Here is a 25,538-nt window from a genome sequence, read left to right on the forward strand (position 1 = left end):
CGATGGAGTGTGCCTGACTTGACCGGATCGCCCAATCTGTTGACGACGATCTTCGCTTTCCTGCTGTTGCTGGGCCCGCTGGTGTTGATCCACGAGCTTGGCCACTATCTTGTCGGCCGCCTTTTCGGCGTGAAGGCCAATGCCTTCTCGATCGGCTTCGGCAAGGAGATTGCCGGGTGGACCGACCGGCGCGGCACGCGCTGGAAGCTTTCGATGCTGCCGCTTGGCGGCTACGTCCAGTTCGCCGGGGACATGAACCCCGCATCGGCGCCGAGTGCGGCCGAAGACGGCCTCTCGCCCGAGGAGCGCGCGCAGACTTTCCACGTCAAGCCGCTGTGGCAGCGCGCCTTGATCGTCTTTGCCGGTCCGCTGACCAATTTCCTGCTCTGCGTGCTGATTCTGGCGGCGTTCGCCTGGTTCAACGGCAAGCTGGTCGCCGATCCCGACGTGGCCGGATTCTCCCAGCACTCGGCCGCGCAGGCGGCGGGGCTTGAAGTTGGCGACCGCATTCTTGCGATCAACGGGGCGAAGATCGGCAATGTCGCCGATATCGACCAGCACACATCGTTCTATCCCGGCAAGACCGTGCAAGTGACGGTGCGCCGGGACGGTCAGGAACTGACGCTTCCCACAAAGCTGGCCGCGGTCGAACTCAGCGACGAATTCGGCAACAAGGCCACGCTCGGCGATCTGGGAATCGACTTTGCGGCGCCGCTGGTGAGCGGCTTCTACGGCGATTCGCCGGCGCGCGCGGCCGGAATGGAAGTGGGCGATCGCATTGTCGCCGTCGGCGATGTCGGCGTTACCAGCTTCCGGCAGGTTCAGGACGTCATTGTGGCCATCCCGGGCAAGCAGACTACGGTTACCGTGATGCGTCGCGGCGTCGCGCATGTGCTACCGCTCACCGTGGCAAGCCAGTCTGTGACCGACGCCAAGGGGCAGAGTCACACGATCGGACGGATCGGTGTCCAATCCGGCGTAGGCCGGCTTGAGAAGGTTGGCGCGGTTGAGGCGCTGGGCCTCGGTGTCGATCGCAGCTTCATGATCGTGGGCAACATGATCACCGGAATCCGCCAGATCATCACCGGCGATCGCTCGATGCGGGAACTGGGCGGACCCATCAAGATGGCCAAGTATTCGGGCGAGCAGTTCAGCCTCGGATGGGGCTCGTTCGTGTTCTTCGCCGGCATGATTTCGATTAACTTGGCATTCATCAATCTCCTGCCAATTCCGGGGCTGGACGGCGGGCATCTGGCTTTCTACGCGGCTGAACTGGTCCGTCGCAAGCCACTGGACGTACGCAGTCAGGAATGGGCGATACGCACCGGGGTGGCTTTTGTGCTGGCCTTGATGCTGTTCGTCACGGTCAACGATCTGGCGTCCCTTCCGATTTTCGGGGGATAGCCTGAAGGAATCTTCTCTCGATCACACTTCTGTCGGGATTGGCTGCTTGATTGGACGTCATCCATCGGGCAGACGGGCGCGATTGCCTGCCGGGGAGGTAGGTAGCCTGGCGGATCGATCTCTGAGCCTCGCGTAAGCGGATACAGGAATTTGCTTGAATGATGGGATGGGAAATGGGTCGCAGCATTGATGCTCGCCGTGCGCCGCAGCTAGCCGCAATGCTTCTGGGGACCACGATCCTTGCTGGCGTGCCCGCTGTAGCTTTCGCGCAGAATGTGGCTCCCGCGGCAACGCCGGCCGTTGCCGCTCCGGCTGCGCCGGAACCGGTGGGTGAGACGATCCAGACGATCCAGGTGGTCGGCGCGGAACGTCTGGAACCGCAGACGGTGCTTTCGTACATCCAGCTGCGCGTAGGACAGGCTTACACCAAGGCCGCCGCCGACGCCGCGCTGAAGGATCTCTACGCGACCGAACTGTTCGCCGACGCGCAGATCACCAACGAAGGCGGCACCGTGACCATCACGGTCAAGGAAAACCCCGTCGTCAACCGCATCATCCTTGAGGGCAACAAGCGCATCAAGGACGACAAGATCCTGCCGGAGATCAAGGTCGCGCCGCGCCAGATCTTCACGCGCTCGAAGATCCGCGCCGACGTTGCCCGCATCATCGAACTCTACAAGCGCCAGGGCCGTTACGCCGCGACGGTCGAGCCGAAGATGGTCATGCTCGACCAGAACCGCGTCGACATCGTCTTCGAGATCACCGAGGGCGACAAGTCCAAGGTCCGCCAGATCAACATCCTCGGCAACGAGCAGTTCTCCGATGGCGAACTGCGTGCGCAGATGGTGACCAAGCAGGCGCGCTTCAGCCGCCTGTTCAGCTCGAACACCACCTACGATCCCGATCGCATGGCGTTCGACCAGCAGAAGATGCGCCAGTTCTATCTGACGCAGGGCTATGCCGACTTCCGCGTGGTTTCGGCCGTGGCCGAACTGACGCCGGACAAGAAGGACTTCATCATCACGTACGTGGTAGAGGAAGGAAAGCGTTACAAGTTCGGCGACGTGAAGGTCGAAAGCCAGCTGCGCGACTTCGATGGCGACAAGCTGGCGAAGACGCTCGCGATCCACAAGGGCGACTGGTACAACGCCAAGCTGGTCGAAGACACCATCGACGGGCTGAACGACACTGCCGGTGCCTTCGGCTATGCTTTTGCCGACGTGCGCCCGCAGTACGATCGCGACAAGGACAACCTCACCATGGGGCTGACCTTCGTGATCCAGGAAGCGCCGCGCGTCTATGTCGAGCGCATCGACATCAACGGCAACACGCTGACGCAGGACAAGGTCGTCCGCCGCGAGTTCCGCATTGCCGAGGGTGACGCGTTCAACTCGCTTCAGGTCAAGCGTTCGACCAACCGCATCAAGTCGCTCGGATACTTCCAGGAGAAGTTCGAGGTCGAGCAGAAGCCTGGCAGTGCCGACGACCGCATCGTCCTCGAAGCCAACGTCGAGGAAAAGCCGACCGGTCAGCTCCAGCTTTCGGCCGGTTTCTCAAGCCTTGAACGCTTCATCTTCCAGGCATCGATCCAGCAGCGCAACTTCCGTGGTCGCGGCCAGACGGTAGGCCTTTCGGGCAGCTACTCGTCGTATTCGAAGTCGGTCGAAGCGAACTTCGTTGAGCCTTACCTGTTCAACAAGAACGTTTCGCTGGGCGTCGATGTCTATCGCCGCGACTATAACAGCTTCAATCTCGTCGATTCGAACCGCAACACGAATTACCAGCAGTCCACCACGGGCTTCCAGGTCCGTGCCGGTGTTCCGCTGACCGAGTATCTGACGGCGATTGCGCGTTATACGCTCAACTACGATGACGTTTCGGTCGACAAGGCGACATACTATTCGAACCGCGTCGATCCCAATGTCTATCAGTGCGACCCGCTCTATGCAGGCCTGTACTTGTGCGATGCGCTCGGCAAGCGTCTGAGCTCCATCGTCGGCGGATCGATTATCTACGATACGCTCGACAACCGTATACGTGCGACGCGTGGTGTGACCGCTGCAATCAATCTGGATATCGCGGGTCTTGGCGGCGATGTGAAGTATGCGCGTCTGCGTGCCAATGCTGCCAAATACTGGCCGCTGGGCAAGGGCTTCATCTTCTCGCTCTCGGGCGAGGGCGGTATCATCAAGGGTTGGGGCGGCAACGATGTTCGTCTGACCGACCGTTTCTACCTGGGTGAACCGCAGATCCGCGGCTTCGGTATCCGCGGCGTCGGTCCGCGTATCGTGCGTCAGTACTTCACGGTCGATGCGGACGGCAACAAGACCAATTCGACCAAGAACGACGACGCGCTGGGCGGCAACTATTACTACATGAGCCGCGCCGAGCTGGAGATTCCGCTGGGATCGGGCGCGCGTGAAATGGGCCTTCGTCCGTCGATCTTCGTCGATGCCGGTGCAGTTTGGGGTGTGAAGAAGCCCGAAACGACCGACTGTAGTGCTGGGTGCACCTTGAGCACCGCGACCGACAAGACCTACTTCACGGAAACTTTCCTCGGCGATTCGTGGAATCCACGCGTGGCCATCGGTTTCGGTGTGAACTGGAACTCGCCCTTCGGGCCGTTCCGCATCGATATTTCCAAGGTCCTCCTCAAGGAGGAGGGCGATGATACCAAGACCTTCACTTTCAACGTGGGAACGCAATTCTGATGACCAAGATTCTCAAGTCCGCCGCAGTGGCCTCGGGCCTGGCTCTTGCCACTCTCGTCACGCCCGCTTTCGCACAGGCCGTTCCGGCCTCGAAGGTCGCGGTTGTCGACCTCGACCGCATTGCGAAGGAATGCAACGCCTGCAAGACCGCGAACCAGACCCTTCAGGGTCAGATTCAGGCCTTCGAAGCGCGTCGCAACCAGCTTTCGACCCAGCTTCAGCCTGAAGCGCAGTCGCTGGAAGCTGCCGTGAAGGCGCTGGCGGGCAAGCAGCCCGACGCCGCGCTGCAGGGCCGCATCCAGGCCTACCAGCAGAAGGAACAGCAGGCCGGCCAGGAACTGCAGGGCCAGCAGGTTCAGATCCAGCGCAACCAGGCCTTCGTCGGCCAGCAGATCCAGCAGCAGCTGCAGGGTCTCTACAAGCCGGCGATGACCAAGCGCGGCGCCAACGTGCTTGTCGAAGTCGGCCAGACGCTCGCTTACGATCCGTCGCTCGACATCACCACCGACGTGCTCACCGCCCTCAATGGCGCGCTGACCACGATCAACACCACCGCTCCTGCCGCACCGCAGCAGCAGGCGGCTCCCACGGGCCGCTGAGAGCAGGGCGGGACCGGGCGATGAGCGAGTCGACTGAATTCGTGTACGACACCGCGAAGATCCTGGCGGCACTGCCGCATCGTTACCCGATGCTGCTGGTTGACCGTGTGGTCTCGTTCGATGAGAACGAGATCCACGCGGTCAAGGCCGTGAGCTTCAACGAGGACTTCTTCCAGGGGCACTTCCCTGGCCGTCCGATCATGCCCGGCGTCCTCCAGATCGAGGCGCTGGCGCAGGCGGCGGGCATCCTTGCCATTGAATCGCTGGGTTTGGCCGGTAGCGGCAAGCTCGTCTATTTCATGGCGATCGAGGAAGCGAAGTTCCGCAACCCGGTGACGCCCGGCAACCTTCTCGATCTGCGCGCCGGCTTCGTCCAGAAGCGTTCGCGCGTCTGCAAGTTCTGGGGCAAGGCGGCGATAGGCGATAAGGTGACCTGCGAGGTCAACTTCACCGCCATGATCGCGGATGCCTGACAGAGAAAGGGAAGGGTGCGAGCCTTTCCCTTGACTCTTGCATTTTCGGGACTGCCCGTGTAAGGGCGCCGCTTTCCCAAGCAGGCCGGTCGGAACCGGCCATATGCGAAGAGAGATACGACATGAAGGCCGATACGCATCCCGACTACCACCTGATCACCGTCCAGATGACCGACGGCACCACCTTCCAGACCCGCTCGACCTGGGGCAAGGAAGGCGACACGCTGGTTCTCGACATCGATCCGACGTCGCACCCGGCCTGGACCGGCGGCAAGGCGCAGCTGCAGGACGGTGGCCGCGTTGCCCAGTTCAACAAGCGTTTCGGCGGCCTCTCGCTCAAGAAGAACTGAGCGCGAAGCAAGCTTCACAAACACGAAGAAGGCGGTCCTTGCGGGCCGCCTTTTTTGTTTGTCGCGATAGGAAGCTGCTTGGCAAAGCCGTGCGTGGTCAGCCCGCGATATCCATCAATTCGTGCCATTCGCGGGCGTCGGAAGGAACGGCATGGAGGAATTCCATGCCCGCGCTGTCGCCGCGCACCCAGCGCACGACGGCCTTGAGTGTCGCGCCTTGGCCTATGCGGATGCTTACGAAGGCGCCCTGACGCAGCCACACGGCCTCGCCCGAAATGCAGCAGCCGTGGAGCGAGACGTCCGCGAGCACGACGCCTGCCTGTTCGCCGCGCGAGGATTCGACGCTTGCGGAATAGCGGGTCGCATGCCGCTGTTCGCGGCGACGTTCATCCCCGGCGGACGTCGAACGGGATATCGGTGCGCTCGAATAGAGTCTGGCGAGGGGGGCATTCATGCAATTGCGTCCTTGGCGACCGATTTTCTGCCAGCCGTTGTGACAGGTGATCGTTAACTTCGGGTCATCAGCACACCTGCGCATGCCCCTTCCTGCACCGGCAGCGTTCCGACAATTGCCTTTCCGGCGCCGGTGCTTAGTCTGCGCCGCATCGGCATCCGGCCGGGAAGAGGGCCCGCGCGGGCTCGTAGCGGAGAATCGCCATGTACCGTTCGTCACGTCTTTCCATTGCCCTTGGCATCGCAGCGCTCGCCGCCGGCCCGGCAATGGCCGCGAATACGAGCCCGCCCGCTGCCGCCTCGCTCAAGGCCGATGTGATCGGGATCGACGGCAAGGCGCTGGGCACCGTCACTGTCGAGCAGACGCCGACCGGCGTGCTGGTCATTACCGATATTCAGGGGCTGCCGGCGGGCGAGCACGGCTTCCATTTCCATGAGAAGGGTCTGTGCGATCCGGCCCAGAAGTTCACCACGGCGGGCGGTCACTTCACGGCCGGCGATCCGGTGCATGGCCTCATGTCCATGGGCGGGCCTCACGGCGGCGATATGCCGAACCAGCACGTCGGCGCTGATGGAGTGTTGAAGACGCAGGTGCTCAACACCGGGGTGACGATCACGCCCGGACCGAAGTCGATCGTCGATGCCGACGGCACGGCGCTGGTGATCCACGCGGACCCTGACGACTACACCAGCCAACCGGCAGGCAATGCAGGCAGCCGAATCGCCTGTGCGGTGCTCAGCGCGCCGAAATGATGGGAAGGGGAGGGCTCTCTCCCTCCCTTCCGTCCTATCCCCAGGGGCGCTCGCGGTACCACTGGGTAATGACGTACTTGAGCCCCTTGCGGACCTTCATGGCGTGGTGGAGCGTGGCGGCATTGAGGCTGCCGTCGGCGCGGCGGTTGTTCCAGGCCACAAGCTTGCCGCGCTCGGGCTGGATCAGCTTATCGATCACCTTGAAACGGGTCGCGCCGCCGGCGTCGACCGGGTTGAGGTAGACCATGAAAGTCCATGTCCGCTGGCCCGGTATGGCGCAGTACTTGTCGTAATCGGCGTTGTTCGGCTCGAAGTAGTCGGTGTGCGCCTTGAACTCCTGACCCACTTCGTAACGCTGGCCCTGAATGGGTTCCGCATGCGTGAGATCGATGCCCGAGATGCCCGCCAGTTTGGCGGCCAGCGCCGCAACGGCAGGCAGCTGCGGATCGAGGTCGCATGTCGAACTGGTGCGGAACACGTCGTCGCCATTATAGTTGGCGATCGTGGAGGGCCGGTGCTGCGCCTCGATCATCGCCACCAGTTCGTCGCACTCGGTCGGTGAAAGGAATTGGCGCTTCACGAAGAGGTCGAGGCGCGATGACGGAAAGCGCTGCATGCCCGGAAGGGCAAGCAGGATGTCGGGAGATGATTCGCCGGGGGCCTTCATGAGAGGGACCTTAGCCACGGTCTCGCAGCGGGAAAATCGCCGGAGTTGCGTCGCGATCCGATTTTTTGCCCGTGTCTTTTCATTTTTGCTTTGCAAGGTGAGACAGCTTGTGCAAAGGGCGCGCTCCGCACCGGATGCTGCTAAGGCGATCCGGACAGCGGTTCGGAAGTCTGGCCTCAAGCCTTGCTTCCTGTGGCGATCGTAGCTCAGTTGGTTAGAGCGCCGGTTTGTGGTACCGGAGGTCGTGGGTTCGAACCCCATCGATCGCCCCATTTTTCAAAAACCACGTGCAGGTCTGAATTCCTCCCGGCGATGATCCGGTCGAGACGCCATCAGGCGGGTGATAAGCCTTGTCCTGCGATCAAGGCCACTTGCTCCTTTTTACACGCACGATAGAAGCGCGGCTAAGATGCACGGCTTCGCCAATCCCGCCCGGTTCCTGCGTATCGCTCGTTGGCTGATGCCACTGTGCATGGGCGCGGGAATCGCGATCGCCACGGCTGCGCTGGGATGGGGCCTGTTCTTCGCGCCGGCTGAACGCTTGCAGGGCGAAACCGTGCGCATCGTCTACCTTCACGTGCCATCCGCCTGGCTTGGCATGGCGGGCTGGATGGGCATCGCTGCCGCCAGCTTCACCGAGCTGGTCTGGCGCCACCCGCTGGCGGGAATTGCCGCGCGGGCCTGTGCGGTGCCGGGCGCGGTGTTCACGGCCGTGTGCCTTGTCACCGGATCTCTCTGGGGCCGTCCGGCCTGGGGTACCTGGTGGGTGTGGGACGGGCGACTGACCTCGATGCTGGTGCTGCTGTTCCTCTATTTCGGCTGGATGGCGCTCTCACAGGCTAGCGAAGCTGCGGACGGCGGGCAGAACAAGGCACCGGCGATCTTCGGCCTTGTCGGCGCGGTGAACATTCCAATCATCCACTATTCGGTGATCTGGTGGCAGAGCCAGCATCAGGCGCCCTCGATCACCATGGGCAAGTCCGCCATGGCCGGGGCCTTCCTCTACCCACTGCTCTTCGCGATGCTGGGCTTCACGCTGCTGTTTGCGGGCGTGGTGCTGGCGCGCATGCGCGCGATCCTCGCCCATCAGCAGGCCGAGGCGCGGCTGCGCCGTAAAGCGCTTTCCGAAGGATACTGAACGATGCGCGAGGCAATGGACCCCTGGACCTTCGTGGTCGCTGCCTATGCCGTGGGCATGGGCGCGGCGGCCGCGATGGTCGCCTGGTCGCTGCTGACCATGAGGCGCGCCGAGAAACGCCGTGACGAGGCAAGGAAACGCTGAGCATGGCCGGGGGGACGGGAATCAAGGCCAAGCATCAGCGGCTCGTGCTGCTCGTTATCGCGCTGGTGGTGCTGGTCGCCGCCGCGCTTCTGGCCGCATGGGCCCTTCGCAATCAGGCCAGCTATTTCTACGTGCCGAGCGAGATCGTCGCCAATCCACCCGAGCAAGGCCGCGGCGTCCGCTTGGGCGGCATGGTTCAGCGCGGTTCGCTGCGGACCGAGGCTGATGGCGTGACCATCGCTTTCGTCGTCAGTGACGGCAAGGCGCGCGTGCCGGTGGTGTTCAAGGGCATCGTTCCGTCGCTTTTCGTTGAAGGATCGGGCGTGGTCGCCGAAGGACACATGGGCGCGGACGGTACGTTCGTGGCCGACAACCTCCTTGCCAAGCATGACGAAAACTACGTCCCGCGCGAAATGCAGAACATGACGCGCGATCAGGCTCGGCAAGTCATGCAGGACACGAAATGATCGCCGAACTCGGACTTGCCGCGCTCTGGCTTGCCGCCGCGCTGGCCGGGCTGCAACTGGTGGCCGGAGCGCTGGCGCTCAGCGCGCGGGGCGCTTCGCTCGCCGGAATCGTACGCCCCGTGGCGGTGGTGCAGGGACTGCTGGCGCTCATCGCTTTCCTGAGCCTCGTCTACCTGTTCGCGGTCACCGACCTGTCGGTGAAGCTGGTGGCGATGAATTCGCACTCATTGAAGCCGCTGATTTTCCGCGTGGCCGGGACATGGGGCAACCACGAAGGCTCGATGCTGCTCTGGGTGACGATCATGGGGCTCGCAGGCGGCCTTGTCGCGCTGATCGAGCGGCGCCTGCCGGAGCCGACCATGCTGGCGACGCTGGCCGGGCAGGCATTCGTCAGCCTTGGCTTCTATGCGTTCCTGCTGATCGCCTCGAACCCGTTCGAACGGCTCTGGCCGGTGCCGCAGGAGGGCAATGGGCTCAATCCGCTGTTGCAGGACCTTGGTCTCGCGTTCCATCCGCCCACGCTCTACCTCGGCTATGTCGGGCTTTCGATCGCCTTCAGTTTTGCCGTGGGCGCGCTGGTCACGCGTGAAGTCGGCCCGGCTTTCGCCAAGGCCATGCGGCCCTGGGTGCTGGGCGCATGGATCTTCCTGACCATCGGCATCACCGCCGGGTCCTACTGGGCTTATTACGAGCTTGGCTGGGGCGGTTGGTGGTTCTGGGATCCGGTCGAGAATGCCTCGCTGATGCCCTGGCTGGCGGCGACCGCGCTGTTGCATTCGTGCAGCGTGCTGGCAGCGCGTAACGCGTTGCGGGCATGGACGGTCATGCTCGGCGTGGTGGCCTTCTCGATGTCGATGATCGGCACCTTCCTCGTGCGGTCGGGTATTCTCACCAGCGTTCACGCCTTCGCGGTCGATCCGGAGCGCGGCACGTTCATCCTTGCACTGCTCGCCATCAATATCGGCGGCGCGCTGACGCTGTTCGGCCTGCGCGCCCGGACCGTGACCGAGGGCGAACGCTTCGCCGTTACCAGCCGTGAAGGCGCGCTGGTGTTCAACAATGTGATGCTCTCGGCGATCCTCAGCATCGTGCTGTTCGGCACGCTCTACCCGCTGCTGGCCGAATCGATGGGCGCCAAGGTCTCGGTCGGGCCGCCGTACTTCACACCGATGAGCGCGCTTTTCGCAGTGCCGATGCTGGTGGTGCTGGCGGTCGGCCCGCTGCTGCGCTGGCGGCGCGACAAGTTCTCGCGCATCGGCAAGATGATGGTGATCCCGGCGATGCTGGTGGTCGCGGGCGTCCTGCTCACCGTCATGCTGGGCGGCGTGCCGCTGATGCCGACGATTGGGCTGGCGCTGGCCCTTGGCCTCGTCTGGGCGAGCGTATTGCCGCTCAAGGGCCGTAACCTCCTGCGCACGCCGCTGCCGGTCTGGGGCATGGTGACGGCGCACCTCGGCATTGCCGTCGCGCTGCTCGGCATGAGCTGCGAGAGTGCCTTCTCTGTCGAGAAGCTGGTCGCGATCCGGGTGGGCGAGACGACCGAAGTGGGGCCCTGGCAGATCAAGCTCGATGCGGTCGAGCCTGTGGCGGGTCCCAACTGGACCGCGCTGGAGGCACGCCTGTTGGTGCGTTACGGCGACGATGGCCGTGTCGTCGAACTCGGCCCGCAATCGCGCAGTTTCTGGGCTCCACCGCAGCAGACCAGCGAATCGGCACTGCTGACGCGCTGGAACGGCCAGCTCTATACCGTGCTCGGCGGCGAGGCGGACGCCAAGGATGGCCGCAGCCGCTGGCAGCTTCGCTTGTGGTGGAAGCCTTTCGTCACGCTGATCTGGCTGGGCGGCCTGATGATCGCGCTGGGCGGCGCGCTGGCGCTGGTGGGCCGCGTCGCCAGCGACCTGCGCCGCATCATCGCGCGGGACAAGATCGAATACCGCCGCGAACGGCAGGGACGGGCAGGGAAGTACTCGTGAGCACCGATTCGACTCCCGAACCCGTGCGCAAGGCGCCCCGCTGGGCGATCTGGCTGCCGCTGGCGCTGTTCTTCGCCTTCGTGGTGCTGGTTTCCGTGCAGCTTCGCAATCCGGCCGATACCAATGTTGCCAGCACGCTGATCGGCAAGCCGATGCCCGCCTTCGACTTGCCGCCCGCTTTGCCGGGCCGTCCGGGGCTGAACAGTGCGGCGATTACCGACGGCAAGCCGCATCTCGTCAACATTTTCGCCTCGTGGTGCGTGCCCTGCGGTGTCGAGGCACCGCAGCTTGCCGCGCTCGCCCGGGCGGGCGTTCCCATCGAGGGTATTTCGGTGCGTGACCGGACCGAGGATCTTCAGGTCTTCCTGAAGACCAACGGCGATCCCTACCAGAGCATCGGAGCCGATGATGACGGCAAAGTGCAGCTTGCGCTCGGCTCCTCCGGCGTGCCCGAGACTTACGTGATCGATGGCAAGGGCGTGATCCGCTACCAGCATATCGGTGAGATTCGTGAGGATCAGGTGCCGATGATCCTCGGGAAGCTGCAGGAGGCCGCGCAGTGAGGGCGATTCTCGCCGCGTGTCTGGCCATGCTCGGCCTCTGGGCTTTGGCACCTGCGCTGGCGCAGGAAGAACAGTCCACCGCGCCCTATGCCTATCGCCAGCTCGACGATCCGGCCAAGGAGCAGAAGGCCGAAGCGCTGATGGAGACGCTGCGCTGCCTTCAGTGTCAGGGCCAGTCGATTGCCGATTCGGATGCACCGATCGCCGGTTCCATGCGCAGCCTCGTGCGTGAGCGCATTGCGGCGGGCGAGGACCCTGAGGCGATTCGTGCGTGGCTGGTCGAGCGTTACGGCGACTATGTGAGCTACGCACCGCGTGTGACCGCGCTGACATGGCCGCTTTTCGCCGTGCCGCTGGCGCTGCTGGCACTGGCCGCCTTGCTGCTGCGCGGACGTTTCCGTCGGGGAGGACAGGCATGACCTGGGTTTTCGTCATCCTGCTGGCGGTCGCCGCCTTCCTGCTTGTTGTCTTTGTGTTCAAAGCACCCCGTGGCGGCCGTGAGGCGATTGCTGCGGCGCTGGCGCTGGGCATTGCCGGCTATGCCGCGCAGGGCACGCCCGCCCAGCCCGGCGCGCCCAAGGACGGTGCAGAAGGGCGCTCGGGGGATATGGGCGCGTTCTTCGCAGAGGCGCGCGCCACGTTCAGTTCCAGCGGCTTGCCGCCGAGCGATCGCTGGGTGGTGATCGCCGACGGGCTGGCCCGCCACGGTGAATATGGCGATGCCGCCGAAGTGCTGCGCGGGGCGATCGGCAACGATCCGCCGGGGCCGCCGGCGAATGATCCCGACACGCGCGAACGCCGCTCGGAAGCGTGGCTTTCGCTGGGCAACGCGCTGGTCGCCCATGCCGAGGGGCAGCTTACTCCGGCCTCGCTCTACGCCTATCGCCGGGCCGGGCAGGCCGATCCCGATGCTGCCGGGCCGCCGTTCTTCCTCGGCCTTGCGCTGGCGCAGTCCGGTCGCCTTGGCGAAGGCCGTGCGATGTGGGCAGACTTGCTGGCCCGGGCTCCGAAGGAGGCCAAATGGCGTCCCGTACTGGAACAGCAACTGATCCGGCTCGACGCGTTTATCGCCGCGCAGAACGGTTCTCCGGCCCGTCCGCCGGTCGGCGCCGCCGATTCCGCGTCGGCACCGTCGCCACGGTGAACGACCCGCTAAGTATCGTTGCTTGGCTCCGGGCATGCTGCTAACGGCGGGCCCTTGTCGCGACGTGAAATCATGATCCGACAAGGCCATTACGGGGCGCTGCAATGAGTGATGCAAGTTCGGATACCGCTGACGTCCCGACAGTGATCGATCCGGCTACGGGCCGGAGAACACCGGTCGGCGGACATGGTTCCGGCAATCTCTCCAAGCTGGCGCTCGGCGCGGTCGGGGTCGTTTTCGGCGACATCGGTACCAGCCCGATCTATGCTTTTCGCGAAACTTTCGTCGGCCCGCATCCGCTGGCGATCGACGAACTCCACATCCTCGGCGTCGTCAGCCTGATCTTCTGGTCGATGACGCTGGTCGTCTCGGTCCAGTACGTTGGCATCCTGATGCGGGCGGACAACAAGGGGCAGGGCGGCAGCCTCGCACTCGTTGCGCTGATCTCGGGCGCGATCCGCAAGTCGCGCTACGGTCCGCTGGTGGTCCTGCTGGGGGTCTTCGCGACATCGCTGTTCTACGGCGATTCGATGATTACGCCGGCGGTTTCGGTGCTTTCTGCGGTCGAGGGTCTCACGGTCGTCGAATCGCGCCTGTCGCCGCTCGTTCTGCCGATTGCGCTGGTTCTGCTGGTCGCGCTGTTCGTGATCCAGAAGAGCGGCACGGCCAAAGTCGGCGCGCTGTTTGCGCCGGTGATGGTGGTCTATTTCACGGTGCTGGCCGTGCTCGGGGTCTACCACCTCGTGCAGATGCCCCACGTGCTGGTGGCGCTGAACCCGTGGTACGCGATCCAGTTCTTCCTGACCGACAAGATGCTCGGCTTCCTGGCGCTCGGCTCGGTCGTGCTGGCCGTGACCGGCGCGGAGGCACTCTATTCGGACATGGGCCACTTCGGACGCGGCCCTCTGCGTCTTTCGTGGTTCGGGTTCGTGATGCCGTGCCTGCTGATCAACTATTTCGGCCAGGCGGCGATGATCCTTGGCCTCAACGACGCGGCTGCGGCCGAGGCGATGGAGAATCCGTTCTTCCACCTCGCGCCTGAGAACCTGCGCCTGCCGTTGGTGATTCTGGCGACCTGCGCCACGTTCATTGCCAGCCAGGCCGTGATTTCCGGCGCGTTCTCGATCACCCATCAGGCGATGCAGCTGGGCTTCATCCCGCGCCTTTCGACCCGCCACACCAGCGAGCACGAAGTCGGCCAGATCTATATCCCCTTCGTCAACTGGGCGCTGATGACCGGCGTGATCGTGCTGGTTCTGGTATTCCAGAACTCGTCGAACCTCGCTTCGGCCTACGGTATCGCGGTGACCGGGGCGATGCTGATCGACACCTGCCTGATGACCGTGCTGCTGATCGTGATCTGGCGCTGGAAGCTGTGGCAGGCGATTCCGGTGATCGTCACCTTCTTCGTGGTCGACGGCGCCTATTTCGCGGCCAATGCCACCAAGATCAAGGACGGCGGCTGGTTCCCGCTGATGATCGGCGGCATCGCCTTCACCCTGCTGACGACGTGGAACAAGGGTCGCCGCCTCATGCGCGAGCGCATGACGGAAGCCGCTCTGCCGCTCAATGTCTTCGCCAAGAGCGCGCACGGCTCGGCCGCGCGCGTGCCAGGCACGGCGATCTTCATGGCCTCCACCAATGCGGGCGTGCCTTCCGCGCTGCTCCACAACATCAAGCACAACAAGGTGTTGCATGAACGCGTGGTTGTGCTGACCGTCGAAGTGCAGGACGTGCCCTACGTGGAGCCGGCCGAGCGCTATTCGATGACCGATCTGGGGCAGGGTTTCTACCGCATGACGCTGCGCTACGGCTTCATGGAGGAGACCGACGTGCCTGCCGCTCTGGCCCACTACGAGGTCTGCGGCGGCCCATTCGAGATGATGAAGACCAGCTTCTTCCTCTCCCGCCAGACGCTGGTTCCCTCGGCCAAGCCGGGCATGGCAATCTGGCGCGAGAAGCTGTTCGCGTGGATGATGCGCAATGCCGCCAGCGCCATGGAGTTCTTCCGCCTGCCAACCAACCGCGTGGTCGAACTGGGCAGCCAGCTCGAGATCTGAGTCGCCGCCAAAGCCGAACGGTTCGACATTGTCCTGTCTTTCTGGCGTGTTAGCTTGCCGCTGATACGATTGGAGAGGCAGGCATGGCGGTTCGGGGTTGGTTGTCGTCTGCGCTGGTGTTGAGCCTGGCCGGGGCCACCTCGTTGGCTCAGGCGACGCCTCTCGCGCCGGTAATCGACGCATCCTCCGGTTCCAGACGCATTTTGGTGACCTGGATGCCTGGTCCGGTCCGTTGCGAAGGCGGTGTGACAGTGACGGGCGGTGCCATGCGCAGGCCGCTGAACGATCTGGCCTGGGGAGAGCGTGTCACCCCGCCTTCCGCTCCGTCTCCAGTGACCCTGCAATTCGACATCGATTCGGCGGGACGCGCGGTTTCGATCAAGGACAAGCACGCGCTCGGAGATTTCGGCCCGGCGCTTGCCGCCAGCAAATTCCCGGCCACGGCGCGGCAGGGCTGCTCGATCACGTATATGGCCAGCGCGCAGCCCGTGGCTTCCGCGTCCGTCGCCGATCTCGTTTCCTACACGATCTCGCCGATCGTCGGAGCGCTACCGCCAGAGGGCTGGGCGCGTATCCGGCTGGAGGGAACCTGCGGGCAATTGCCGCGACCACAGCCGCTGCTTCGGGCATTTCCCGATTTCCGGCATATCGCCGGAGCACCGGGTGTGAAGGACTGGGCCGCTATCGCATATGACACCAATGCCGAGGGCAAGCCGATCCACGTCCGTCTGTTTCAGAGCAACGGGAATGCGGCGCTTGAGGATGCGGCGGTCAAGGCGATAAGCGATTCGCGCTTTTCGGGCGGGGCAAGGACGGGGTGCACGTATCCTTACTGGCGGATGCCGGAGCAGTTGGCTGCACCTGCCATGCCTGACAAGTCCGCTTCCCTCGTATCCGGGACGGCATGCCCGGCGGACCGGAAGTGGGCAACGCCGCCGGTCAAACGATATCCCGGAGCCTATAGCCGCCGCCGGATCGAGGGGTGGGCGATCGTTCGCTACGATATCGCGCCTTGGGGGGTGGTGGGCAACGTAACCGTGCTGGCCGCGCAACCATCGGAGCAGTTCGGCGATGAGGCCGCCCGGAACCTTGAGACAGCGAAATTCGAGCCTTCGCCGCAAGGTGCCAGCGGTTGTGTCGAGCGGATGAAATTCGTGATGCCGGTTGACGGCGGCGCCGACGACCTTGCCGATTTCTCCGCGGATTAGCGGGCCGCACAAGCATCGGCTGTCACGGAAAAATCCCGGCTGCCCCGCAGCCGGGTTCGATGCCGCTCAATCGTGCGGTGGGTTCTCGATCAGCTCTTCCTTCGCGTCCTGACCCATGCCGTGCTTCAGGACCATCGGAAGCTGCGAGAAGGTGAACACGAAGGACAGCACGGTGAAGCCCCAGATCTTGGCCTGAAGCCATGCATTGAAGCTCACGGTGTAGACCAGCAGGGTGTTGAGAGCGGCAAGGAACAGGAAGAACCATGCCCAGTTGCGCGAAAGCTTGAACCAACCTTCCTCGTCCAGCCCCTCGAAGGCGGACTGGAGCAGGTACTTGAGCATAGGTTTGCCCTGCCACAGGCCGTAGAACAGCATGCCCGCGAACATCAGGTAGACGGCGGTGGGCTTGATCTGGATCCAGAAGGCGTCGTGGAACACCACGGTCAGCGCGCCGAAGCCCAGAACCAGCACCGTCGTCAGCCAGAGCATCGGCGAGACGTGGCCAAGCCGCCACTTGGAGATCCCTAGCGCGAAGACGGTCGCCACCATGAAGGCGACGGTGCCCTTGATCACGGCCGTAACGGTTGCCAGCGGCCCGGCGTCCCCCGGCGGCGAGAAGTGCTCGTAGGCGAGGAAGAAGACGAGCAGCGGCCCGAAATCGACGACAAGGTTTACCCAGCTCGACTTCGGCTTTGCGGGAGCCTGTGTTTCAGTGTTCATCACGCGATCCCCGCAATGACGCGGGCCAGCAGGTCCGGGTTGAAGGGACGAAGGTCGTCGATCTTCTCGCCCACGCCGATGGCGTGGATGGGCAGCCTATACTGTTCGGCTGCAGCTACCAGCACGCCGCCGCGCGCGGTGCCGTCCAGCTTGGTCATGATGAGGCCGGAAACGCCCGCCACTTCCTTGAAGATCTCGATCTGCGAGAGCGCGTTCTGGCCGTTGGTGGCATCGAGCACCAGCACCACATCATGCGGCGCCTCGGGATTGAGGCGGCCGAGCACGCGGCGGATCTTGGCCAGTTCGTCCATCAGCTCGCGCTTGTTCTGAAGGCGGCCGGCGGTGTCGACGATCAGGGCGTCGATGCCCTGTTCGGTGGCGGCCTTGACCGCGTCAAACACGATCGAGGCCGGGTCGCCGCCTTCGGGGCCCTTGATGACGGGAATGCCCAAACGATCCGCCCAGACGCCGAGCTGGCCGATGGCAGCCGCACGGAACGTGTCACCGGCGGCAAGCATGACGGAATAGTCCTGCTCCTGGAACAGATGGGCCAGCTTGGCGATCGTGGTGGTCTTGCCCGACCCATTCACGCCGATCACGAGGATCACTTGCGGGCGCGGGAAGGCCACCACGTCCAGCGGCTTGGCGACCGGGCGCAGTATTTCCGCGATCTCGCGCGCTACCACTTCCATGATCGCGCGCTCGTCGGCATCGCGCTCGAAGCGTTCATCGGCAAGGCGCGCGCGAATGCGGGCCGCTGCACGCGGGCCGAGGTCCGACATGATGAGCGCGTCCTCAATGTCGTCGAGCTGCGCATCGTCCAGCGTGGTCTTGCCGACGATGCCGGACAGGTTCTCGGTCAGGCGCTCGGTGGTCTTGCGGAAGCCTCCGAAGAGGCGGTCGGACCAGTCGCGTTCAGCCTGCTGGCCGTCGGTACTCATGCTTCCAATATTCCTTCGACTACCCTTGCGGGCGTGACGCGGACCAGCGTGCCGGCCGGGGTAGACTCGGGCACGCGGACTTTCGCGTAGTTCTGCGCATGGCCGGTGCCGCCTCTTTCGGCAAGCACCGATAGCGGCTGGCCGACGAGCCCGGCAAGCCACCGGGCACGCGTGCCGGCAATTGTTTCGCGTAGCTGTGCGGCGCGGCGGCGGATCGTGTCGCCATCAATCTGGGGCATCCGCGCGGCGGGCGTACCCGGGCGCGGAGAGTAGGGGAAGACGTGGCCGTGGACCACGTCCAGTTCCTCGATGATCGAAAGGTTGGCCGCATGGGCGCCCTCGCTCTCGGTCGGGAAACCGGCGATGAGGTCGGCACCGATGGCGATGTCCGGGCGACGGCCCTTGAGGCCGGTCGCCAACCGCACGGCATCGGCGCGGCTGTGGCGACGCTTCATGCGCTTGAGGACCAGGTCGTCGCCATGCTGGAGCGAGAGGTGGACATGCGGCATGACACGCGCCTCGCCGCAGAGCAGCTCAAACAGTGCCTCGTCCACTTCCGCCCCGTCGATGGATGAGAGGCGCAGGCGGGGCAGGCCGGGGAAGCGGGCGAGGATCGCCTCGCACAACGTGCCGAGACGGGGTGAACCGTCCAGATCGCCGCCCCACGATGTGAGATCGACGCCGGTGAGAACGATTTCCTGCACGCCGCGCGCGGTGTGGACTACGATGTCCTCCAGCACTTCGGCAACCGTGCGCGAGCGGCTGGGGCCGCGTCCTTGCGGGATCACGCAGAACGTGCAGGCGTGGTCGCAGCCGTTCTGCACTTGCACGAAGCCGCGCGTATAGGCGCGCTCTTCGCGTGGTTTCGGCGCGGGTGGCACGTTCCAGGCGCGCGGGTCGAGCTTGGCGGTATTGGCGACGATCCCGTCGACCTCGGGCATCGCGGCGAGCATCGCGCGCTCGACTTCGGCGGCACAGCCGGTGACGATCAGGCGGGCCTCAGGCCGGGCCTTGCGAGCGCGCCGGATCGCCTGCCGGGTCTGGCGCACGGCTTCGGCCGTGACGGCACAGGAATTGACGACGACAAGGTCTTCTGCGCCGCCCAGCAGGCCGCGCAGTGTTTCGCTTTCGGAGATATTGAGGCGGCAGCCGAGTGAGTGGACTTCGAGGGTCAAGCTTCGACCTTGCCCGGGATGACGCCATAGTCGGCCAGATCGAACGAACCACGGAACGATTCGGTCGCCGGGCCGGTCATCACGATCTCGTCGTCCTCACGCCATTCGATCACCAGCGGGCCGCCGGGGAGGGTGACGGTGACCTTGCGGTCGACCAGCCCGCGCCGCATCGCGCCCACGGCGGTTGCACAGGCGCCGGTGCCGCAGGCACGGGTCAGACCGGCCCCGCGCTCCCAGACGCGCAGGGTGATCGCATCGCGCGCGGTGACGGCGGCGACGTTGACGTTGATGCGTTCGGGGAACAGCGGGTCGTTCTCGACCAGCGGGCCAAGGCGGGCCATGTCGATCTTGTAGGGATCCTCGACGAAGAAGATCGCGTGCGGATTGCCGACATTGACAGCGATGGGCGCGACCAGTTCCTCCCAGGCGACAGGCATCTTGTATGTGTCCATCGCGTAGCCGAGCGGGATCTCCTGCCAGCCGAAGCGCGGCTTGCCCATCTCGACCGAGATACCGTTGTCGGTGGGGGTGGTCGATACCATGCCGCCCAGCGTTTCGATGCGGGCAGGGCGGCCGTTGAGCAGGCCCACCGCCCGTGTGGCGTTGCCGCAGGCTTCGACCTCGCTGCCGTCGGCATTGAAGATGCGCATGCGGAAATCGCCCCTGTCGGAGGGGGCGAGCACGATCAACTGGTCGCAGCCGATGCCGGTGTGACGGTCAGCCAGCGCGGCCGCGAGCGTCGTGTCGACCGGCGGGAGCGCGCCCGTCCGGCCATCCAGCACGACGAAATCGTTGCCGAGTCCGTGCATCTTGGTGAATTCGATCCGCATGGGCGCGATGTATGCGCTCCGCGCGTCGAGGTCCAGTGGGATGCGGATGGGGGATAGCGCTCAGCAACCTGGAGCACCGTACGCCAGCTCGGACTTTAAGCCTCGTCGTCCCCGCGAAGGCGGGGCCCCCGCTTGTTCTTGCGAGGTCGGCAGAAGGAAGCGGGCCCCCCGCCTGCGCGGGGGCGACGGGACTTATAGAGTGTCGCGTTCGATGACGATTTGGTTTTACCCGAGGCCTGCCTTGTGCGCGCCGGGCTCCTGGCTTGCAGGCATGCCAAGCCCCTGCGTCACCGAAAGCATCTCCTGTGCCACTTCGCTGTTGGCGACAAGGCCGATCCTGCCCAGCCACTCGGCCAGTTCGCCAGCCGGGCGCGGGCGGCCGTAAAGATAGCCCTGACCTTTGATCTTGTCGTACTTGAGCAGCTGTTCCAGCACGTCGCCGGTCTCGATCCCCTCGGCGGTGATCGGCAGGTCCATGCCCTTGCCGAGCATGGCGATGGCGTGGACGATGGCGGCGCTGTCCTTGTTCTCGGCAATGCTGGAGACGAACGAGCGGTCGATCTTGATCCGGTCGAACGGCAGGCTGCGCAGCTGCGCAAGCGAGCTGTAGCCGGTGCCGAAATCGTCCAGGCTGATCGTGATGCCCTGGTTCTTGAGGCTGGTGATCAGCGAGCGAACTTGCGCCATGTTCTGGTGCAGGCACGATTCGGTGATCTCGATCTCCAGCCGGTGCGGCGGGAAATTGGCGGCCAGCAGGATCTTGAGCAGCTTCTGGGCGAACCACGGATCGCGCAGCTGGAGCGGTGAGATGTTCACCGCCAGCGTCAGCGCCGGATCCCAGGCCTTGGCATCTTCAAGGGCCTGGGTGATCACGCTTTCCGAAAGCTCGGCAATGACGCCGATTTCCTCTGCAATCGGGATGAAGATATCGGGTGAGACGATGCCGAATTGGGGCGAATCCCAGCGGGCGAGCATCTCGAAACCGGTCAGTCCGCCGGTCTGGAGGTCGATCTGCTGTTCGTAGAACGGCACGAATTCGCCGCGCGCAACGCCCTTGCGGATGCCGTATTCCAGCTCGTTGCGGAAGCGCATCTCGTCGGCCATCGGCGCTTCGAACCAGAAGTAGCTGTTCCGGCCCTGACGCTTGGAATGGTACATCGCGATGTCGGCCATTTCGAGCAGCGCGCGGGCATCGGGCGGCGTGCCGCCCTTGGCGTGGCTGTCGCTGCGGGCGAGGCCGATCGAGGCCGTGACCTCGATGCTGATGGTGTTGATCGTCGCGCTTTGGGCGATGGCTTCCACGAGTGAGGCGGCGATGCCGTCGATCCGGTCAGGACGGCCGCGATCGAATTCGACCGCAACCGCGAACTCGTCGCCGCCGATGCGGCTGACCAGCGATTGCGAGGGCAGGCAGGCGGTGATGCGCTTGGCGCATTCCTGAAGCAGCCGGTCGCCAGTGTTGTGGCCGTTGAAATCGTTGACCTGCTTGAAGTTGTCGAGGTCGATCATGATCAGCGTGACGGCGCGGTCGTTGCTCGCGGCGGCGTCGTGGATCATCATGTTGACCGCGTCGTTGAAGCTGCGGCGATTGAGGAAGCCCGTCAGCGGATCGGTCTCGGCAAGGCGGCGGGCCTGATGCTCGGCCTTCTTGCGCAGCTGGATTTCCTCGCAGAGCTGGCGATAGCGGCTCCAGCCGAAGATGATGATCGCGACGTTCAGCAGGAAGGCGTTGAGGATGAAGTTGTCCGGCCCGGGGCCGTGCCCGAGCAGAGACCGGACCACGTCCGGGCCGACTTCGCTGCCGGTGGCGATGAAAAGAAGAATCGCGGCGGTGACGATGCCAAGCGCAATGATGTCGATCTGGCGGTCGCCATCGAATTCATCGCCGGAATTCTCCGACTGTGCGACCAAAGCAATCTTCACGGGATAAGTCCCCCCAGAACGGCAACCCTTGAGTGGGAAATAGACGGGGGGGCTGAAATTTTGGTTAAGTTTTTCAACCCGGCGCGATCAGACTAAAGTCTTAAAGACTGTCGCGCCGGGTTCGGAATTTCGCAAAAACGTGCGTACAATCAGGCCTTGAGGCCGATTTCGCGCAGACGTTCCTGAAGATAGTCGTCGGCGGTGATGCTCTCCGGGTAGCGATCCGGGTTTTCCGCCGAGATGCACTGTTCCAGCGTCCTGAACGGGAAGTCGCTGCGAAGATGCAGGAAGAACGGCATCGAATAGCGGCTGTGGGCAGCGCGCTCGCCTTCCGGATTGCGCACGCGGTGCGTGGTCGAGGGCAGGACGTGGTTGGTCAGGCGTTGCAGCATGTCGCCGATGTTGACGACCACGGCGCCTTCCGGCGGGGCGACCGTCAGCCATTCACCGTTCTTGCCGAGCAGTTCGAGCCCGGCTTCCTGCGCGCCGAGCAGCAGGGTGATGAGGTTGATATCCTCATGAGCGCCGGCGCGGATGGCGCCGCCGGCACCTTCGCCGACGGGCGGGTAATGCAGCAGGCGCATGACCGAATTGCCGTCCTCGATGGCCGGATCGAACCAGCGCGCGTGGAGGCCGAGATCGACCGCGATGGCGGAAAGGATCTCGGCGCCCGCCTTGTCGAACTGGGCGTAGAGTTCGGTGAAGGTTTCCTTGAAGCCTTCGATCTCGCTGGGCCAGACATTTGGCGGCATCGAGGCGGCGAGCGGGGAACCGGCGGGCAGGTCGCGGCCGACGTGCCAGAATTCCTTGAGGTCTTTCTCGGTCGCGCCCTTGGCGACCTCGGTGCGGAACGGCGTGTAGCCGCGCGCGCCGCCCTGACCGGCGATGAAGTACTGGCGTTTTACCGCGTCGGGCAGGGCGAAGAATTGCGCGGTGAGTTCCCAGGCGTGGTCGATCAGGGCCTGATCGATGCCGTGGTCGCGGACCATGGCGAAGCCGAAGGTACGGAAGCTCTCGCCGATGCGTGCGGCGAACTCGGCGCGGTCGGATTCGAGGCTGAGGACGGGGATCTGGGCAAGGTTCATCGTGGTCTTCCAAACAAAATCGGGCAAACAGGATCGGGGGCGGTGGCCCGGCGGCCCTGGAATGGACGCCGAATCACCGATATTGTTTCCACCGATTGAATCGCTATGCCGCCCCCATAGAAGTTTCCGTCCCAAATCGAAATTCGAAAGGCGATTCATGGCAAAGCGCTACTGGCTGCTGAAGTCCGAACCGGATGCGTACAGCTGGGACGATCTCGTCGCGGAGGGCGAGGGCACCTGGGACGGTGTGCGTAACCACCGCGCGGCCAACAACTTACGTGCGATGCAGGTGGGGGACGAGGCGTTCTTCTACCATTCGAACATCGGCAAGGAGATCGTCGGCATCGCCACGATCAGCCAGTCGGGTCTCACCGATCCCAGCGATCTCGAGGGCAAGTGGGCGGCGGTAAAGGTGAAGGCGGTGCGCAAGCTTGCCCGTCCCGTCACGCTCAAGCAGATCAAGGCCGATCCCAAGCTGGCCGAGACGGAACTCGTCAAGTTCTCGCGCCTGTCGGTGGCGGTGGTGACGCCTGAGGAGTGGGATTACATCCTGTCGCTGGCGAAGGGCTGATCTTTCCCCGCGTCGTTTCCGGCGCACGGCTCGGCGCAGGGGCGGAACCTTGGGGCGGTACGGCCGGTTTGCTTGTCGTGAACGCAGCGCAATGGCGCGGCGAACCGCCAAGGAGAACGATCATGGGTCAGCTCAAGGACACCGCCAAAGGCCTCGGCAATGAGATTGCCGGTAACGCCAAGCAGGTTGCGGGCAAGGCACGCAACGACCCTGTGCAGCAGGCCGAAGGCAAGGCACAGGAAAAGAAGGGCGAACTCCAGCAGGGAATCGGCAAGGTCAAGGGCGCACTGGGCGACCGGATCTGAGGCTTACCCGAAAGAGACGTCAGGCCTGCGCCAGTTAGTGGCACAGGTATCGCGAAGGGCCGCCTCGGGGCGGCCCTTTTCGCAGGGTTTTCTCACGTTGTTAAAGGTTTGAAAGGCGAGGCGGTGGCGGACCCGTCCCGTTTTGGGATGTACCGATTCGGGCATCTGGCCGGAGAGTAAACAAAACCTTAACCTCGCGCTCATGAAGAACATGAAACGTCGAGCGCTCGTCCTTTCCAGCGAGGCCGCCGGACATCCGTTCCGGCGCTCGCTCCCACCCCATGTCCTCGCGGCGCCGTTCCCGGCCGACGTGGAGGCCGCCGAGAATGCCGAGGCACGCCGGACGTGGCGCCTCAGCGGCAACGACTGGCGCGGTTTCCTCTCGGCCTACTGCGCGTCGCTGGTGGCGATCACGGTGTTCATCACCTGATAGATGGAAACTGCACGCCGTATCCGCGGCGTGTTGGAAGGCTTCAGGCCGTGCGCGCCGCCACTTCGGCGCGGTACAGCAGATAGCCCAGCCAGGCCGAGGCGCCGCAGGCGATCGCCACGACCATCATTTGCTGGACCACGGGCAGGCCCAGCATGGTCATCATGCCGGTGACCAGAGCGCCCACCACCATTGCGCCCGAATTGACGATATTGTTCGCCGCGATCGTGCGCGCCGTCTGTGACTTGTCGACGAAAGTCGTCAGGAAGGCGTAGAGCGGCACCACGAACATGCCGCCGCATACGGCGATGCCCAGCAGCGAACCCAGCAGAGGCAGAGCGAGCGGCTGGACCACGAACGTACCCACGTTCATCAGGGTATTGGGGCCGGCATTCCGGGGCCAGATCGCGCAGACTTCCTGGAAAGCGATCAGGAAGACGCCCATGCCGATCACCGAAAGCGGCGACCAGCGCGCGGAAACGGTGCCCTTAAGCAGTGCATTGATCGCCATCGAACCGATCGCCACACCCACCGAGAAGATCACCAGGAACAGGCTGGCCACTTCCTTGCTGGCGGACAGGATGTTCTTGGTGAGCGGCGGGAACTGGATGAACAGCACGGTGCCGATCGCCCAGAAGAAGCTGATCGAGCAGACCGCCAGGAACACGCGCCGGTCGCTCAGCGTCGTGCGGACGAGCCGGATGGAGGCGCGTACGACGTGGTAATCGAGCGGCTCGGGCGCGCACATCGGCGGCGCCGGGGGCACCTTGCGGCCGGCGAGATAGCCGATGATCGCGACGATCACCACCATGACGGCGGCATGATTGACGCTGATCCAGCCCGCCACGATCGTACCCGCGAGCACGGCAATGTAAGTGCCTGCCTCGACAAGGCCAGTGCCCGAAAGCACCTCACCCTCGCGCAAGTGCTGCGGCAGGATCGCGTATTTGATGGGGCCGAAGAAAGTGGAATGGATGCCCATCGCGAACAGCGCGAGCAGCATCAGCGGGATCGCCAGCGTATCGAGCGCGACGTGTTGCCACGCCAGCGCCAGACCGGTTCCGCCCACGACCATGATCAGGATTTCGCAAAACTTGATCACGCGAATGATTTTCGCCTTGTCGCGCATGTCGGCAAGCTGCCCGGCCAGTGCCGAAAGCAGGAAGAAGGGAATCACGAAGATCCCCGATGCCATTGCGCTGAAACGTGCCTCTGCGGCCTCGGAGTTGTAGACGCCGTAAACGACGAACAGCACCATGGCGTTCTTGAACAGGTTGTCGTTGAACGCGCCAAGCAACTGGGTCACGAAAAGAGGCAGGAAGCGCCTCGCGCGGATGAGTTTGGACGTCGTTGTCATGTCGTGGGAAAAATCGGCGGCCTCGCTCTCTCTGGCGGGACACTTAATGGTGTAAGGCGGTGGCACAACCCCTGATCGGTATTTTGTTGGGTGT

At 64.1% G+C, this 25,538-nt stretch carries 27 protein-coding genes and 1 tRNA gene; 19 read left to right on the top strand and 9 right to left on the bottom strand.

Translation table 11 applies throughout. The annotated features are described in order from the left end of the window. The first annotated feature begins 18 nt into the window (after positions 1-18). The 5 genes from rseP to rpmE all read left to right on the top strand — a co-directional run bounded on the left by rseP (position 19) and on the right by rpmE (position 5,537). Positions 19-1,404 (top strand): RIP metalloprotease RseP, encoded by a 1,386-nt coding sequence (rseP, locus tag AC1VVM_RS09665; protein ID WP_132384942.1) that lies wholly within the window; start codon positions 19-21, stop codon positions 1,402-1,404. A 173-nt stretch (positions 1,405-1,577) separates the two neighbouring features. Next, a complete protein-coding gene (bamA, locus tag AC1VVM_RS09670; protein WP_132385724.1) occupies positions 1,578-4,115 on the top strand; it encodes an outer membrane protein assembly factor BamA in 2,538 nt (845 codons plus the stop codon). Then, the gene (locus tag AC1VVM_RS09675; RefSeq protein ID WP_482903719.1) at positions 4,115-4,714 is read left to right on the top strand and encodes an OmpH/Skp family outer membrane protein; all 600 of its coding nucleotides are present in this window, start codon (positions 4,115-4,117) and stop codon (positions 4,712-4,714) included. Before bamA ends, AC1VVM_RS09675 begins: the two co-directional genes overlap by 1 nt. Positions 4,715-4,734: 20 nt before the next feature. Beyond that, entirely contained in the window at positions 4,735-5,187 is a 453-nt protein-coding gene (gene fabZ, locus AC1VVM_RS09680) for a 3-hydroxyacyl-ACP dehydratase FabZ (RefSeq protein ID WP_132384944.1), read from the top strand. 122 nt (positions 5,188-5,309) lie between these two features. After that, on the top strand, positions 5,310-5,537 hold the full coding sequence (gene rpmE, locus AC1VVM_RS09685; RefSeq protein WP_132384945.1) for a 50S ribosomal protein L31: 228 nt from the start codon (positions 5,310-5,312) through the stop codon (positions 5,535-5,537). Positions 5,538-5,634: 97 nt separating this feature from the next. On the opposite strand, the gene AC1VVM_RS09690 is transcribed toward rpmE, so the two are convergent. Then, complete coding sequence (locus tag AC1VVM_RS09690) at positions 5,635-5,991, bottom strand: PilZ domain-containing protein (RefSeq protein WP_482903720.1); 357 nt, start codon at positions 5,989-5,991, stop codon at positions 5,635-5,637. A gap of 203 nt (positions 5,992-6,194) precedes the next feature. On the opposite strand from AC1VVM_RS09690, the gene AC1VVM_RS09695 reads away from it, so the two are divergent. Next, positions 6,195-6,743, top strand: coding sequence for a superoxide dismutase family protein (locus tag AC1VVM_RS09695; RefSeq protein ID WP_482903721.1), 549 nt, complete (start codon positions 6,195-6,197; stop codon positions 6,741-6,743). Between the two features lie 34 nt (positions 6,744-6,777). On the opposite strand, the gene AC1VVM_RS09700 is transcribed toward AC1VVM_RS09695, so the two are convergent. Further along, the gene (locus AC1VVM_RS09700; protein WP_482903722.1) at positions 6,778-7,410 is read right to left on the bottom strand and encodes a prolyl hydroxylase family protein; all 633 of its coding nucleotides are present in this window, start codon (positions 7,408-7,410) and stop codon (positions 6,778-6,780) included. Positions 7,411-7,605: 195 nt separating this feature from the next. Here AC1VVM_RS09700 and AC1VVM_RS09705 point away from each other — a divergent pair. From AC1VVM_RS09705 to AC1VVM_RS09750, 10 genes are all read left to right on the top strand, one after another. Beyond that, positions 7,606-7,682: transfer RNA gene (locus AC1VVM_RS09705), tRNA-His, on the top strand. A 137-nt stretch (positions 7,683-7,819) separates the two neighbouring features. Then, on the top strand, positions 7,820-8,548 hold the full coding sequence (gene ccmC, locus AC1VVM_RS09710; RefSeq protein WP_482903723.1) for a heme ABC transporter permease CcmC: 729 nt from the start codon (positions 7,820-7,822) through the stop codon (positions 8,546-8,548). Positions 8,549-8,551: 3 nt separating this feature from the next. After that, positions 8,552-8,692, top strand: coding sequence for a hypothetical protein (locus AC1VVM_RS09715; protein ID WP_165912053.1), 141 nt, complete (start codon positions 8,552-8,554; stop codon positions 8,690-8,692). Between the two features lie 2 nt (positions 8,693-8,694). Next, the gene (ccmE, locus tag AC1VVM_RS09720; RefSeq protein ID WP_132384950.1) at positions 8,695-9,159 is read left to right on the top strand and encodes a cytochrome c maturation protein CcmE; all 465 of its coding nucleotides are present in this window, start codon (positions 8,695-8,697) and stop codon (positions 9,157-9,159) included. Next, positions 9,156-11,132, top strand: a complete 1,977-nt coding sequence (locus AC1VVM_RS09725; RefSeq protein WP_482954972.1) for a heme lyase CcmF/NrfE family subunit — start codon at positions 9,156-9,158, stop codon at positions 11,130-11,132. The genes ccmE and AC1VVM_RS09725 overlap by 4 nt, the downstream gene beginning before the upstream one ends. Further along, a complete protein-coding gene (locus tag AC1VVM_RS09730) occupies positions 11,129-11,695 on the top strand; it encodes a DsbE family thiol:disulfide interchange protein (protein ID WP_482903726.1) in 567 nt (188 codons plus the stop codon). The genes AC1VVM_RS09725 and AC1VVM_RS09730 overlap by 4 nt, the downstream gene beginning before the upstream one ends. Positions 11,696-11,721: 26 nt before the next feature. Next, positions 11,722-12,114, top strand: coding sequence for a cytochrome c-type biogenesis protein (locus tag AC1VVM_RS09735; RefSeq protein ID WP_482905185.1), 393 nt, complete (start codon positions 11,722-11,724; stop codon positions 12,112-12,114). Continuing rightward, on the top strand, positions 12,111-12,839 hold the full coding sequence (locus AC1VVM_RS09740) for a tetratricopeptide repeat protein (protein WP_482903727.1): 729 nt from the start codon (positions 12,111-12,113) through the stop codon (positions 12,837-12,839). Before AC1VVM_RS09735 ends, AC1VVM_RS09740 begins: the two co-directional genes overlap by 4 nt. 104 nt (positions 12,840-12,943) lie before the next feature. Further along, positions 12,944-14,899, top strand: coding sequence for a potassium transporter Kup (locus AC1VVM_RS09745; protein ID WP_132384953.1), 1,956 nt, complete (start codon positions 12,944-12,946; stop codon positions 14,897-14,899). A gap of 83 nt (positions 14,900-14,982) precedes the next feature. Then, on the top strand, positions 14,983-16,107 hold the full coding sequence (locus AC1VVM_RS09750; protein ID WP_482903728.1) for a TonB family protein: 1,125 nt from the start codon (positions 14,983-14,985) through the stop codon (positions 16,105-16,107). A 66-nt stretch (positions 16,108-16,173) separates the two neighbouring features. Here the strand turns inward: AC1VVM_RS09750 and AC1VVM_RS09755 are convergent, their stop codons facing one another. From AC1VVM_RS09755 to AC1VVM_RS09780, 6 genes are all read right to left on the bottom strand, one after another. Beyond that, the gene (locus AC1VVM_RS09755) at positions 16,174-16,827 is read right to left on the bottom strand and encodes an inner membrane-spanning protein YciB (protein ID WP_132384955.1); all 654 of its coding nucleotides are present in this window, start codon (positions 16,825-16,827) and stop codon (positions 16,174-16,176) included. Then, complete coding sequence (gene ftsY, locus AC1VVM_RS09760; RefSeq protein ID WP_482903729.1) at positions 16,827-17,768, bottom strand: signal recognition particle-docking protein FtsY; 942 nt, start codon at positions 17,766-17,768, stop codon at positions 16,827-16,829. Before ftsY ends, AC1VVM_RS09755 begins: the two co-directional genes overlap by 1 nt. Further along, positions 17,765-18,943 carry a MiaB/RimO family radical SAM methylthiotransferase gene (locus tag AC1VVM_RS09765; RefSeq protein WP_482903730.1) on the bottom strand — a complete coding sequence of 393 codons (1,179 nt, stop codon included), beginning with the start codon at positions 18,941-18,943 and terminating at the stop codon, positions 17,765-17,767. The genes ftsY and AC1VVM_RS09765 overlap by 4 nt, the downstream gene beginning before the upstream one ends. Then, positions 18,940-19,773, bottom strand: coding sequence for a diaminopimelate epimerase (dapF, locus tag AC1VVM_RS09770; protein WP_482903731.1), 834 nt, complete (start codon positions 19,771-19,773; stop codon positions 18,940-18,942). Before dapF ends, AC1VVM_RS09765 begins: the two co-directional genes overlap by 4 nt. Positions 19,774-19,998: 225 nt before the next feature. Further along, positions 19,999-21,690 (bottom strand): putative bifunctional diguanylate cyclase/phosphodiesterase, encoded by a 1,692-nt coding sequence (locus tag AC1VVM_RS09775; RefSeq protein ID WP_482956338.1) that lies wholly within the window; start codon positions 21,688-21,690, stop codon positions 19,999-20,001. A 155-nt stretch (positions 21,691-21,845) separates the two neighbouring features. Next, positions 21,846-22,781, bottom strand: coding sequence for an isopenicillin N synthase family dioxygenase (locus AC1VVM_RS09780; RefSeq protein WP_482903733.1), 936 nt, complete (start codon positions 22,779-22,781; stop codon positions 21,846-21,848). A 157-nt stretch (positions 22,782-22,938) separates the two neighbouring features. Here AC1VVM_RS09780 and AC1VVM_RS09785 point away from each other — a divergent pair, with 157 nt between their 5' ends. From AC1VVM_RS09785 to AC1VVM_RS09795, 3 genes are all read left to right on the top strand, one after another. Continuing rightward, a complete protein-coding gene (locus tag AC1VVM_RS09785; RefSeq protein WP_482903734.1) occupies positions 22,939-23,352 on the top strand; it encodes an EVE domain-containing protein in 414 nt (137 codons plus the stop codon). Between the two features lie 122 nt (positions 23,353-23,474). Beyond that, positions 23,475-23,657 (top strand): CsbD family protein, encoded by a 183-nt coding sequence (locus AC1VVM_RS09790; protein WP_132384961.1) that lies wholly within the window; start codon positions 23,475-23,477, stop codon positions 23,655-23,657. 211 nt (positions 23,658-23,868) lie between these two features. Beyond that, on the top strand, positions 23,869-24,087 hold the full coding sequence (locus AC1VVM_RS09795) for a hypothetical protein (RefSeq protein ID WP_243652323.1): 219 nt from the start codon (positions 23,869-23,871) through the stop codon (positions 24,085-24,087). 43 nt (positions 24,088-24,130) lie between these two features. Here the strand turns inward: AC1VVM_RS09795 and AC1VVM_RS09800 are convergent, their stop codons facing one another. After that, complete coding sequence (locus tag AC1VVM_RS09800; RefSeq protein WP_132384963.1) at positions 24,131-25,444, bottom strand: MFS transporter; 1,314 nt, start codon at positions 25,442-25,444, stop codon at positions 24,131-24,133. Positions 25,445-25,538 lie beyond the last annotated feature (94 nt).

The sequence above is a fragment of the Novosphingobium sp. BL-S-33 genome, assembly GCF_056857025.1.